Here is a 13,454-nt window from a genome sequence, read left to right as displayed (position 1 = left end):
TTAATCTACTACAATTTCTTGTGCTGGAGGCCGTAGATTATAATTAGAACTCATGCAATAGCCATAAGCGCCCGCATTGGCAATTAGAATGATGTCGTTCTCAAAGGTTCTTGGGAAAAGGCGATCATAACCTAAGGTATCAGATGATTCGCAAATAGGACCAACAACATGTGAAAAATCTGTTTTCTCGTCATTTAGACGGGTTAAATTAACAATTTCATGATAAGCGCCATATAAAGCAGGGCGAATTAAAGAATTCATACCTGTTTCAATCCCAATAAAACGTACTTTACCTTTTTCTTTACATTGCGTTACTTTCGCTAAAATAACACCGCTATCGGACACAAAATAGCGTCCTGGCTCTAGCCAGAAAGACAGATGAGCAAAGCGAGTTTTAACGGCTAATAGGGCCGCGTCTAAGGCAGATAAATCAAGTGGCTGCTGGCCTGGTTTCTCGACCACACCAAGGCCGCCGCCTAAATTGACAATTTTAACCTCTGGAAATAAGGACAAAAGCATGGTTAGCATTTGCGCTGTGCTTTGCCAAAGCTCGGTGGTTAAAATGCCGCTACCTGAATGAGCGTGCAAACCAATGACCGAAATTTGATGTTGAGCAACAAGCTTTTGGGCTGTTTCTAAATCACTTTGTGGTATGCCAAATTTAGATTCATTGCCAGCCGTGCAGACAAATTTATGATGTCCGGCACCACTGCCTGGATCAACGCGTAAAAAGATAGCGCGATTTTTAAATAATTCTGGCCAATTCTCTAACGGATATAAACTATCAATGGTTAAATAGCAATTAAGAGAAAGTGCAAATTCATACTCATTTTTAGCAGCAAAATTAGGGGTAAAAAAGATGCGTTTAGGATCAATATCTGGGAATAATTTCAATAAAAACTGCAGCTCATTAATTGATACGCATTCAAAGCCTAATCCTTGCTGGTAAAAAGTCTTTAAGACTTCACTATTGGCATTCGCTTTTACTGAATAAAAGAGTTGGTCGAGCGCTGTTAATTGCAGTAATTCATCTGCTCTCTTTACTAGCGTTTCGCGATCATAAACATAGCAGGGGGAATGGGCGTGTGCTAAATCAAGCAACTTATCTCGTTTGGTTTCCCACCAAGGAAGAGGGCGCAGGCCTGGATTACCAAATTCTTCATGCCAACTTTTTGAATAATAAAAGCTTTGCGGGTTACTTTCTATCAATAAATTATGTAATTTCTGGCACAATTTTTCAGCATGAGATTCATCAACGACAAAGGTTAAGTTTAAATCATTTGAGGCAAGGGACATTAAATAAATTTGTTTGGCTTCAAAAACTTCTAGTGTTGGGCCTAATTGTGGCAAAATAGTACGAATATGGTGCCCTACTAAACTAATGGCACTGCAAGGTTCAATCAATTTTGCGCGGCCAAACTGATTTAATTCAGCTAAAAGCGCTTCTAAAGCGCGTCTTTCATGCAGTTTTGCATTCGTATCAAGTGATAAGGTGACATTAAATTCAGAAGAAGATAATAAGTCCACAGAAAAGCCATGACGCTTAAAGGCTGTAAAAACATCAGCGAGAAAGCCGACTTGTTGCCACATATTTAAGGTGTCAATCGATACTAAAATGATGCTATGTTTTATTTGTATTGATTTAATGGGCGGTGCTAACTCATCACTGTCTTTGGTAATGCGTGTACCTGAATGCTCAGGCAACTGCGTGTATTTTACAATCATGGGGATATTGGCTTTGCGTACTGGCGGTAAGCAGTTAGGATGTAGAACCTTAGCACCCATGGATGCAATTTCTTGCGCTTCATCATAATTAAGTTGTTTAAGTAATCGAGCATGGGGAAATTGATAGGGATTGGCTGTATAAATGCCTGGTACATCTGTCCAGATTTCGCAACTTTTAGCACTTAACATGGCAGCAAGCAATCCTGCAGAGGTATCAGAACCGCCGCGGCCTAATAACACAGTATCGCCTTCTGGATTAGCAGCAAAGAAGCCTTGGGTAATAATCGCTTGTGCGCCTGAGCCAACGAATCGCTGCTTAAGGTCTGGGTTAGGTTCACTTGTGCAGCGTGCAGCTAGAAAATTAATGGTATCTCCACCTGCAACTGGCGTTGAGACTAACGCTTCACGCACATCAAACCAAAGGCAGTTTATCCCTTTTTTCTGCAAAAAAGCATGCCCAAGGCGAGTCATCATTAATTCGCCCAAGCTCATTAATTGTGCTCGCGTTTTAGCAGGTGCTTCTTTAAGTAGGGCAATGCCTGTAAGCCATTGATTAATTAAGGTAATTTCTAAATTAATTAAGTCTGGCGAAACACCGAGGCTTTCAGCAAGTTGAAAATAACTTTGAATGATATCGTCTGCAATGACTTGATGTTGATCAAATAAGGCAGCTTCGGTAGCTTTTTCAAGCTTATTTGAAATTTGTGCCATCGCTGAGCAGACAATAATGGGCTGTACGCCGCTTTTAATATGCTGTTGGGTGATTTGTGCAATATTTTCCCAAGTTTGCAAAGTTGAGACACTCGTACCACCAAATTTAGTAACGACTTGTTGCATAAAATTGTCCGCACAAAGAAAGAACACATTAGCATGGAGTTGTTTTTCTGACAAGGTAGACGATAAGAATTAATTGTCATAAAAAAATCATTGTGATTTAAATAATTTCACTTTGATTTTTATATGTAGAATTTACTGATTTTAATAATATTTTTTTAATAGAATCATTTGAAAATCACTTTAATTCATTTATTATTTTTTGCTCTGCGAGTTTTAGGATGCATTTTATAATGTAAGGAGTTAGGTGTGTTGAGCATGCAAAAACCTATTAAAACAATCCTGAGTGCTGCAATTGTTGCTATTTTAGCTAATAATGCGAATGCTGGAAGCTTTTCTCTCTATACGGAGTCAAGCGCTGTAGCAGTTGGGAATTATGGGGCAGGTATCGCTGCAGAAGCTGCTGACGCAGCTACTGGTTGGTATAATCCTGCTGGTTTATCATTAATTCATGACTTACAAGCTTTAACGGGTGGTGTAGGCATATTCGTTTCCTCAAAAATTACGGGTACCAGTAATTTCTTCACGTCATCTGTTCCGGTGCCGGCGTTAAGAAATTATACACAAACCTTTCATGACTTAAATGGAGGGGATGATGGCTTTGTGCCATTTTTCCATGCGGCAATTCCTTTAGGTGAAAATGTCACGGCTGGTTTGACTATGAATGGGCCTTTTGGTTTAGCAACCAATTGGAGCAGAACAAGCCCTGTTCGCTATCAGGCAACTTACAGTGAATTAATCTCTACCAATATTGCACCAGAGATTGGCGGTAGGATAACTGAAAACCTAGCGCTTGGTTTGGGTATTGACCTGCAGTATTCGCGCGTAAAACTTAATCGCGTTTTAGGCTCACCTGCCTTTGGGCAATTACCAGTGCCTGGCTTAAGCCCCATGATCCTTGATTCATACTCTTATAACAAAGGTGACTCGTTTGGTGTAGGTTTCCATGCAGGCGCCATGTTATTACTTAATGATAACCACTCACGTCTTGGTTTAAATTACCAATCTCGAGTTCATCATAAATTCCATGGTTGGAGTCGCTTAACTGGCCCGTTAGCAAGACAAACGCCAACAGTAACCCCAACCTCTGCAATCGCTGCTAATTTAGCTGGAAGCGATGCGGTATTTTGGAGCAATGATCTGTCGAGTAACAACATTGAGTACCCAGATATTGTTACATTAAGTGGTTACCATGATGTTAATGAATCTTTCGCTTTATTAGGATCGGTTGTTTACACTAATTGGCATGTGTTACGTAGCATTCAATTTAATAAAGTAGCAGGTTTCGCACCAGGCGTTGGCCAAGCAAATTTATTTGCCGAGTCTGTAACCGATTATCGTAATACGTGGCGCGCAGCACTTGGAGCTAATTATCGAGTTAATTCTCAATGGTTAATCCGTGCAGGCGGTGGCTATGATCAAACGCCAACGGTTGATGAGTTTCGTGATATTCGTATACCAGATACCGATCGTTGGGCTTTGTCAGTTGGAGCGCATTACCAATATAATCCGAATATAGGTGTTGATGCAGGTTATACACATCTATTTGGTGCTCACGACGATACTATTAATAGAACAGATGTTGCTGGCGCGGGTAGCACGTATACTGTTAACGCTAGAGCAAAAGGACACGCTGATTTAGTAGCACTACAAGCAGTTTGGACAATGGATAGCGTTGAGCCTGTTCCGACGAAATAATCTACTTGTAGACTCAAGATCAAGTCACAGTATCCATACCCTTAGTGTCACTTCACTGGATACCGCGGTCAAGCCGCGGTATTTCGGTTGTGGTTTATTTCATACTAGATAAACGTAGCCTGTGCAGGCCCATAGAGCCGAAACCCAGGTTTCACTAAGCTCTATCACTGCATCCTCTTTTAAGGCGTAACTGCTAATAAGTGAATGTAGCCTGGGTGCAGGCCCATAGGGCCGTAACCCGGGTTTCACGTTATTTCACCCAGGCTACATCGCATATAGTATCGCCACAGGGAAAATAGGCTATTTACCTAAGAGAGTGCTTTAGGCTGTAACTGCTAATAAACGAGCAATGTCTTTAGCAAAGTAAGAAATAATAAGATCAGCGCCGGCGCGTTTAATTGCTAATAGGCTTTCTATCATAGCTTGTTCTTCATGTATTAAACCTTGACGTGCGGCATACTTTAACATGGCATATTCGCCACTAACCTGATAGGCACATAAGGGCACTTCAGGAAAGTGAGTTTTCAATTTGTAAATAATGTCTAAATAATTCATTGCGGGCTTAACCATCAGCAAATCTGCGCCTTCTTCTAAATCTAGTGCCGCTTCTCTTAATGCCTCACTGCTATTGGCTGGATTCATTTGATAAGTTTTTCGGTCACCAAATTGTGGTGCGCCTTGCGCTGCCTCGCGAAACGGTCCATAAAAGCTAGAACAATATTTAACAGCGTAGCTTAAAATAGCAGTTTGCTGGTAACCTCTGGCATCTAACGCTTGGCGAATAGCCCCCACCATGCCGTCTGTCATGCTGCTAGGCGCGACCCAATCAGCGCCGGCTTGTGCATGGCTTACCGCTTGCTGCCCTAGTAACTCAAGGGTTGCATCGTTATCAATAAAATCGCCTTGCAAAATGCCACAATGCCCATGATTGGTGTACTCACAGAAGCAAACATCAGTAATAATAACTAGCGCTGGATTATTTTCACGAATAATTTTAATGGCTTGCTGAATGATGCCAGTTTGTTGTAATGATGCACTACCGTTAGCATCTTTGTGATTAGGAATACCAAATAATAAAACAGCAGCAATATTAAGCTTAGAAATCTCCTCAACTTCTTGTGCTAACGCTCTGAGAGGTAAGCGAAACTGGCCTGGCATGCTGGTAATTTCGACTTTAGTGTTGATGGTTTCATCAATAAAAAGAGGGGCAATAAGCTGCTGCGGGTGTAGGCGTGTCTCCTGAATTAAAGCGCGCATTAAAGGCGTGCGTCGCAATCTTTTTAAACGTAGCGGTAATTCATACTGAGTCATACAACTTATTCCTTTTGATGGGTATAAAATAAATCAATACCACTGCCTGATGTGCTAGCATTAACCTGCACACTAAAAAATTTATTTAGTAAGTATTTTAACGTGAGAACGTTCGTGTCTGTTTTTGATGATAGACCTACGTTATAACTTAAATACAATCGTTTTGATAATGATTTACCCAAGACTAAGGTTGTATTATCCGTGCTCTGATTAGTTTTTTGATCATACTGAATGTTATTTTCTAAATTAAAATCAATGCCTAAGCTTTGTTTTAATTGTGACAGTAACTGTGGGCCACTGTGGCTTGAATCTAGATTTAGAGCAGACACAGCTGCCAGTAATAATTGGGCGCCCGATTTGTCAGCTTGGTTCGCTGGCCTACCAAGTAACAGCATCGATAAAATGTCTGCTTGGGATAACGTAGCGGGTACAGAAAATAACTCTACTTTAGGGTTATTTAGTCGACCGGATACAGCAATACCAACAGTTGTCTTTTTACCAAAATCAAGCGTTTGTAGGTTAGCTGAGTTAAAATCAAACCAGCTATTTGAGCCTGACATTGTATTGGCCGTATTATTAAATTTTCTAATCGCTCGCACCTGAATAGCGGGATTGTCAATTAATCCACCGGTAAATAATAATTGCCCCTTTTCAATGGTTAAATCCTGTCCGTAAGCTTGGTACTTGCCTTCTTTTACATTAAGTTCACCTGTGGCTGTAAGTGGCCCTGGGGGAATTTGGCGCAAATTAATCGCGCCAATTAAATAGCCTTGCAACCCTTTGACAGCGAGCATGACCTGATCACCCATTTCTACCTTGATATCGGTATCTATGTTGAAAGGGTTGGTAGATTCTTTCTTGTCTACAAAGACTGCATCATCCGTTAAGCTGACTGAGTTTGAAAAAGTTTGTGGTTTAATGGTTGCTTTAGGAACAAGAATCCGTCCTCGCATTTTTAAATCAGATGGCGTGAAATCAAAAGATAAATCAGGAGACACATCAATTAAATATTCCTTGCTTGCAATGAAAGGAATTTGTTCGCCTTTTAAATGAATCATCCCTTTAATGGTAGGTGCAAACTCACCATTACCGCTAATATTTAATGGGCTGCCATGAGAAAAAATTTCTCCCTTTGCTTGCCATTTTTTATTACTACTTTGTAGCGTTATTTCAATAGGATTTAAATCAATGCCCATGCTGGGTACAGCGACGCCTGCTTTAGTTAACTGAACTTCGCCATCAATTACAGGCCTGCCTATAGTGCCAGCTACTTTTAAATTAGCCCCTAACTGCCCTTGTAGATTATTAATTATCGGGGTTAAGTCGTTTAAAAAAGCCAAAGAATTTATTAACAGCTTTATGTTTGCGTCTATTTTTTGTTGCTTGAGATTGCCTTTAAAATAATTAAAATGCGGTAAATTAAGAGTCAAAAATAATTTTTTGGCTTGATCTAAGCTTAGATTACCTGTTGCTTGCAATTGTTTATCATCAAGCATCGCCGTTATATTTCCACCTTCAAAAGTAAGCTTAGACAGTTCAGGATTTTTAAATTGGCCCCTACCTATGGTGAGATGTAGATCTCCTTTTTGTTCTTCTAATAAATCAGCTTTTGCTGTAATAGTTGTATCTAGGCCTGTTAATGATGAGTGTAATAAAGCAGGTTGTGGTATAGAGGCAGATAGGTGCCAAGGAAATAGCGCTTTGCCATTAATCTCGATTTGGTTAGGACCTAAATTAGCGATAGCATGTAGCGTTTGCTTATTATAACGAATGGTCATATTGATAGGATGTTCATTATAACGACCAGTAAGCTGACTAAATAAAGAAAGATTCGCAAGCGATTCACCAGAGAATTGATTTTCAGTTTGTAGTTGCTTAATGGGTAATTGGAGTTGTTCATCCGCATCGGTAAGTTGGGCTTTAAAATTGCCTTTTAATTTGGGAATGTGGTTATCATCATACGATAAATTTAAATTTACATTACCTGCTTTAGATGAAAGCACCGCATTTGCCTGTCCGCCTAAAGCATTCGTGTAAGCATGCACCTGTAGATTTGAGGCAAGCGGCTCATTAATCTTGCTATCTAAGGTGATTGTTAAATCAGGTAAAGTGCCCTTAATTTTTAACTGACCTTTTTCACTGCTAAACCGATAGTCATTGTTAATAGGCCATTGTAAGTTATCCCAACTGCCTACGAGCTGCACCTGTGATCCATTAATTAAATCACCTGTGATGACTAAAGGCGTGGGGGCGGTTAATTCACCTGTGAGATAATAATGAAAGAAATTGCCCGTTAAATTAACATGTCCTTGTACTTTCGCTTGACCTTGGTCTACTTGTTGTGGTGCGCTTACTTGTAGGGAGGCGGTTACAGGATAAGGCATAACTGGTTTAAGAACGGCCTTACTTTGCAATGTGTGCTCTTTAAAAGTGAGCGATAAATCCTCAAATTGCCATTGTTGATTAGTTAGATTTGCCTGGACATGAATATTGTTTAGTTCATTAATTGAGTCATCTTGCTTAATAATGAATTTATCTATTTTGGCCTGACGAATGGTTAAGTTAATAGGCAAATTAGGTAGAGTAAATTGTTGTACAGGTGTTGTTGATGCTGGTTTTTCTTGTTTTGTTGAAGTAAGTATGAGACTTGCGTCATCTGCCTGTAGATTATCAATGGTTAATTGCCGATTGAATAAATCAAGCAAACGCCAGCTTAAGTTGAGGTTATTAATTTTTGCAGTGATATTATCATCTGTATAGACAGCTTGTTTAATGATGACATGATCAAAAAGGCGACCTTCAGCGGAATGAATGATTAGTTTGCCAGGCATAAATTGTTCGGCAAGTTTTAATGAAGCCTTTAAACCAGGCGTGGTTCCTAATAAAAAAATAGCAGTGCTTAATAAGAGCAAAATAAGAATGAGCACGCCATATAAAAGTTTTTTTATTACTGAATAATAAATACGCATTATAAATCAGGTCCTATATTAATGACTAATTTAGGTTTTTTACCTTCAGTCCGTCTAAAATCTGACTCAATTGCTTGTGCAAGACCTATTTTTATAGGTCCAACGGGTGATACCCACATTAAACCAAGGCCTATATCTTGTTTTGTATTTTTAAAGGTCGGTTTATAGACATCGCCTATATCAAAAAAGCCAACTAAATACCAATCTTTGAACGTTTCTTTCTGAACTTCAATTCCACCATAGGTGACAATTTTACCAGGAGGTAATGTCTTATAATTGTAACCTTTTAAATTATCAGAGCCCCCTAATAAAACTGCTAAGGATACAGGTAGCTCGTTAATATCGTTAATCTCGGTAATGCCTTGGATAGTATGAAAAAACAAACGTGTCCTTATCGGTTCTAACATATAAGCAGCTCTAGCATCTAGAATTGCTTGCGCGAAGTTAATTTCTGAAAGTAAAGCTCTGGTTGCGCCTGCGCCAGTTAGAGTGAGTTTATAGCCATTAGGTGAGAACAACTGATCTGACTTATTAAGCCAAGTAAAAGAAGCCCTAGGAAATAGGACAGTTTTTTCAAATTTAGGTTTATCATTATAATTAAAGCGCTCATAAAGGCCATTTAAAGATAATAACCGTTGATAGGATGGCAGATTATGGCGCTGCGCTAACGTAAGTAATAATGAATTACTGTAACCGGCGTTGTAATTTAAATTAGAAAAACTGCCTACTGCTTCATATTGATCCGTAATAGGGTTATGACCTGGAATAATGTATTGGGCTTGTAAGGTGTTTTCATTAAATGAGCCTAAAGCAATCGCATTGAATTTATGGCCGGCGCGATTAACAGGAACCACATGCGCGCCAGCTCGGGCACGAATTCCTGTGTCTGTGCCAAAACCTAAGCCTAGCGAATAATTAATGCGCCCAGCACGCTGTAGATGGACATCAATAGGTATAATGCTTGAATTTTCCTGTTGTTGTGGTTGAACAGAGACGCTTTTAAAATAACCGCTGCCACTTAAATAATTATTAAATTCTAAAACTTTATCGGCAGAATAGGGCTGGCCTGGTTTAAAGGGTACAAAACGATGTAACAAGTCCGGTGAAATATAGGTAGGATCAAACTGCACTTGACCAAAATAATATTGCGGGCCTGTATTAAAATTGAGGACGATGCTTGCTGTATAAGCATTCCTATCAATTAATACCTCAGATTTTTCAAATGAAGCACGTAAATAACCTTCATGCTCAGCCGCACTCATTAAATTTTGTTTTGCTTTCTCATAATTGGTGCTATTAAAGGGTTTTCCTTGTTTAATAGGTAATTCTTGCAGTGCATTAATAATGCTTGGGTTATTTTTGCCCTCACCTGCTACGCTGACTGATAGTTTATTAATCATTAAGCGCGGGCCAGGATTAATATTAAAAATAAGTTTATTAGGGCGGTAAGCAATCTGAATAGTTGGTTTTAAAAAACCATAAGGTGCCATGGCTTTTTCAACCTGTGATTTTAACTCTTCTTCTGATTCTTCCCCAAGTGGCTTACTTTGCGCAAACTCATCTAATCTTTCTTTAATATTGGTAAGTAGTTTTCCACGCACACCATTAACTTGAATGCTCTTAATAGTTTCAGCAGCTATAAATAGTGGCAAGCATAAGATAATCACTAGTAAGCGGGTTATTTTATTCATACTTCACTCTCAACCATGCTGTTTGCGATTAACCACCTCCGTAAGCCGCACGTCCCTCGTACGTCCTATTAGGTTAAAACACAGTTAACAAAACCTTTAACACGTTTTACAGTCCGCTTCGGATTTTAATTGATATAATAGATCCAAGGCACTGCGCGGTGTTAAATTATCAATATCGATATGAGCTAATAGCTTAAGAAGTTTAGCTTCTTGACCAGCTATCTTCTCTGGGAGCATAACTTTAGGCGCTGGCTCTTTAATCGACGGTACATTTTGTAAGTATTCGTTAGCAAGCGCAAGTACATTGGCTGGAATTCCTGCAAGTTGTGCAACTTCTAATCCATAACTTCGACTAGCGTGACCTTCTTCAAGTCGATATAAGAAAATTATCTTATCTTGAGTTAGTTCAGCTTGCAAATGTACATTTTTAATGCATTTAAATTGCTGCGGCAATTGTGTTAATTCAAAATAATGTGTGGAAAAAAGCGTATAGGCTTTTACAGTGTTCGCCAGATAAGCACAAGTAGCGTAAGCGAGTGCCATGCCATCATAAGTACTCGTACCTCGGCCGATTTCGTCAATCAAGATTAAGCTCTTTGCCGTAGCTTGGCGAAGGATATGTGCTGTTTCAGTCATCTCAACCATGAATGTAGAGCGGCCAGAGGCTAAATCATCACTTGCACCAATACGAGTGAAGATCTTATCAATATGACCGATGGTGGCTGCTTTAGCTGGTACAAAGCTACCAAGGTGAGCTAATAAGACAATTAAGGCATTTTGACGCATGAAAGTAGATTTACCACCCATATTAGGGCCGGTGATTAATAGCATATTTTGCTTAGGCTCAAGAGCCAAGCAATTAGCGATAAATTGTTCTTTAAGAAGTGGCTCAATGACCGGATGACGCCCTTGCTCAATATCAATGATGTCTTCGTTTACAATGGTTGGCCTGCACCAATGTAGACTGTGCGCTCGTTCAGCGAAATTGGCTAAGACATCAAGTTTGGCACAAGCATCAGCAATTTCTTTTAAAGCTTGAATGTATTGAATTAATTCTGTTAATAAATTTTCATAAAGCCATTTTTCCCGGGCAAGTGCTTTAGACTGAGCAGACAAGACCTTTTCTTCAAATACTTTTAGTTCAGGCGTAATATAGCGCTCAACATTTTTAAGCGTTTGTTTGCGCTGATAATTTGCAGGCGCTTTATCAGCCTGTCCCCGGGCTAATTCAATATAATACCCTTGAACACGATTAAACCCGACCTTTAAAGAAGCAATGCCCGTGCGTTGTCTTTCTTGATTTTCTAACTCTAAAACCTTTTCATTAGCATGCGTACTTAAGGCACGTAACTCATCTAGTTCTTCATCAAAGCCTAAGGCAATTACACCACCTTCACGAATAAGCACGGGCGGATTGTCAACGATTGCTTTGGTTAAAAGCGCGAGTAACTCGGGTTGGGGAATGAGAGATTGACGTTGTTTGATGATTAAATCTGCTTGATTAGGCTTTAACATGTCGATTAAAGCGGGTAATAAAGCCAATGTCTGACGTAAATTAATTAAATCACGTGGTCTTGCTGAGCGCAGAGCAATTCGGGATAGTATTCGCTCAATATCACATACTTCACTTAAGAGTGTCTGTAAGTGTATGTCTTGTCGAGCTACTAATAATTCATTAACAGCATCTAGGCGTTGATGAATTAGAGCACGCTGACATAAAGGCCGGCCTAGCCAGCGTTTTAATAACCGGCTTCCCATAGGATTAACGGTGTGATCAAGCACCGAAAGTAATGAATTGGTGCGCTCACCCTGGTAGTTTTCAAAAATTTCTAAATGCTTTTGAGTAGAGGCATCTAATTGTAAGTAATCATCATCTTTTTCCAGCGTTAACTGTTTTAAATGCGGAAGGCTTTGACGTTGCGTTGCTTGTAGATAAAATAATAAACAACCTGCTGCTGGAAAGGCATCCGTATAATCGGGTTCGCCAAGTCCTTGCAAATTAGCTACTGCAAATTGCTCACACAATAATTGTTTCGCACGCTGTAAGTCGAATTCCCAACCAGGCCGCATCTTTAATACAGTACTGCTAGGATAGTTAGTAAGGGTTGTGTTTTCTGCAATAAGAATTTCTGCAGGCTTTAAGCGATTAATAGTCGCTTGTAGTTGATTTTCATCACTTACTTGCGAAAGGTAAAATCGCCCACCACTTAAATCTACCCAGGCAAGACCAAATTGCTCTTTGCGATAACGATGAATAGCAAGTAATAAATTATCACACCGCGAATCTAAAAGAGCCTCATCAGTCACCGTACCTGGGGTAATAATCCGAGTAATTTGCCGCTCAACAGGGCCTTTGCTGGTAGCAGGATCACCCGTTTGTTCACAAATTGCAACGGATTCCCCTTTTTTAATTAATCTTGCTAGATAATTTTCAACCGCATGATAAGGAACGCCTGCCATCGGGATTGGTTTGCCCGCTGTTTGACCTCGATGGGTCAACGTTAAATCGAGTAGGCGAGCCCCTTTTTTAGCATCTTCAAAGAATAATTCGTAGAAATCACCCATCCGATAAAATAAAAGCATATCTGGGTATTCGGCTTTGATGCGTAGGTACTGTTGCATCATGGGTGTATGGCTAGAAAACATAACAACTCATTGATATAAATTTGCTCATTTTAACAAACTCTGCAAAAGAGAGTAAGTGCAGCTATAATAATAACGATGTTTTTTAACTTAAGTCCTTCACTTAAGACAAATTTTTGTTAGACTAGTAAACGGCATTAAATCGAATATCAATTATGGAGAATATTATGAAACGTTTAGCCCTGCTGGTAGCTTCTGCTTCTATGGCTTTGTTATTAACTGCTTGTGGTGATAACGCTGGCGGCAATAATAAAACGGGTACTACTGATACAACAACACAATCACAAGGTAATTTAAACAACGCTAACAAAGATGTGAATGCTGAGTTATCAAGTGATGCTAATGCAAACAAAGCAAATACTCAATCTCAAGATGCAAATACTAACACTAACCCATAAGAAATTATCAAGATTAAGGTAAGTTGGGTTTAATAGTTTTAAAGAATTGCGCTAAGCGATTCTGTTAGCAAGGCCCCCATTTTAAATGGGGGAATTGTTTTTTTAAACTCATACGGATAGTTAATGTCTATTTATGCTAGCTAATCAACTAAGGATGTTTTACTTATTAACCTGCCTTCCATGTA

At 39.4% G+C, this 13,454-nt stretch carries 7 protein-coding genes; 2 read left to right on the top strand and 5 right to left on the bottom strand.

All coding sequences use genetic code 11. From position 1 onward, the window contains the following. Entirely contained in the window at positions 1-2,562 is a 2,562-nt protein-coding gene (locus tag DYE47_RS10245; protein ID WP_115303175.1) for a bifunctional aspartate kinase/diaminopimelate decarboxylase, read from the bottom strand. Positions 2,563-2,817: 255 nt separating this feature from the next. Between DYE47_RS10245 and DYE47_RS10240 the strand changes: the two genes are divergently transcribed. Beyond that, positions 2,818-4,257 (top strand): OmpP1/FadL family transporter, encoded by a 1,440-nt coding sequence (locus tag DYE47_RS10240; protein ID WP_115303174.1) that lies wholly within the window; start codon positions 2,818-2,820, stop codon positions 4,255-4,257. Positions 4,258-4,578: 321 nt separating this feature from the next. Here the strand turns inward: DYE47_RS10240 and hemB are convergent, their stop codons facing one another. The 4 genes from hemB to mutS all read right to left on the bottom strand — a co-directional run bounded on the left by hemB (position 4,579) and on the right by mutS (position 12,874). Continuing rightward, a complete protein-coding gene (gene hemB / locus DYE47_RS10235) occupies positions 4,579-5,568 on the bottom strand; it encodes a porphobilinogen synthase (RefSeq protein ID WP_115303173.1) in 990 nt (329 codons plus the stop codon). Between the two features lie 5 nt (positions 5,569-5,573). Beyond that, positions 5,574-8,537 carry a translocation/assembly module TamB domain-containing protein gene (locus DYE47_RS10230; RefSeq protein WP_115303172.1) on the bottom strand — a complete coding sequence of 988 codons (2,964 nt, stop codon included), beginning with the start codon at positions 8,535-8,537 and terminating at the stop codon, positions 5,574-5,576. Then, positions 8,537-10,228 (bottom strand): autotransporter assembly complex protein TamA, encoded by a 1,692-nt coding sequence (locus tag DYE47_RS10225; RefSeq protein WP_115303171.1) that lies wholly within the window; start codon positions 10,226-10,228, stop codon positions 8,537-8,539. Before DYE47_RS10225 ends, DYE47_RS10230 begins: the two co-directional genes overlap by 1 nt. A 96-nt stretch (positions 10,229-10,324) precedes the next feature. Next, positions 10,325-12,874 (bottom strand): DNA mismatch repair protein MutS, encoded by a 2,550-nt coding sequence (gene mutS / locus DYE47_RS10220; protein ID WP_115303170.1) that lies wholly within the window; start codon positions 12,872-12,874, stop codon positions 10,325-10,327. Positions 12,875-13,038: 164 nt separating this feature from the next. Here mutS and DYE47_RS10215 point away from each other — a divergent pair, with 164 nt between their 5' ends. Further along, complete coding sequence (locus tag DYE47_RS10215; protein ID WP_115303169.1) at positions 13,039-13,269, top strand: hypothetical protein; 231 nt, start codon at positions 13,039-13,041, stop codon at positions 13,267-13,269. Positions 13,270-13,454 lie beyond the last annotated feature (185 nt).

Source organism: Legionella beliardensis (genome assembly GCF_900452395.1).
Lineage (GTDB): Bacteria > Pseudomonadota > Gammaproteobacteria > Legionellales > Legionellaceae > Legionella_C > Legionella_C beliardensis.
This window is presented reverse-complemented; position numbering and strand designations above follow the sequence as displayed.

Coding starts and splice junctions, on each gene's coding strand:
- DYE47_RS10245 (WP_115303175.1), bottom strand. CDS start 2,562: ATGCAACAAGTCGTTACTAAATTTGGTGGTACGAGTGTCTCAACTTTG.
- DYE47_RS10240 (WP_115303174.1), top strand. CDS start 2,818: ATGCAAAAACCTATTAAAACAATCCTGAGTGCTGCAATTGTTGCTATT.
- hemB (WP_115303173.1), bottom strand. CDS start 5,568: ATGACTCAGTATGAATTACCGCTACGTTTAAAAAGATTGCGACGCACG.
- DYE47_RS10230 (WP_115303172.1), bottom strand. CDS start 8,537: ATGCGTATTTATTATTCAGTAATAAAAAAACTTTTATATGGCGTGCTC.
- DYE47_RS10225 (WP_115303171.1), bottom strand. CDS start 10,228: ATGAATAAAATAACCCGCTTACTAGTGATTATCTTATGCTTGCCACTA.
- mutS (WP_115303170.1), bottom strand. CDS start 12,874: ATGTTTTCTAGCCATACACCCATGATGCAACAGTACCTACGCATCAAA.
- DYE47_RS10215 (WP_115303169.1), top strand. CDS start 13,039: ATGAAACGTTTAGCCCTGCTGGTAGCTTCTGCTTCTATGGCTTTGTTA.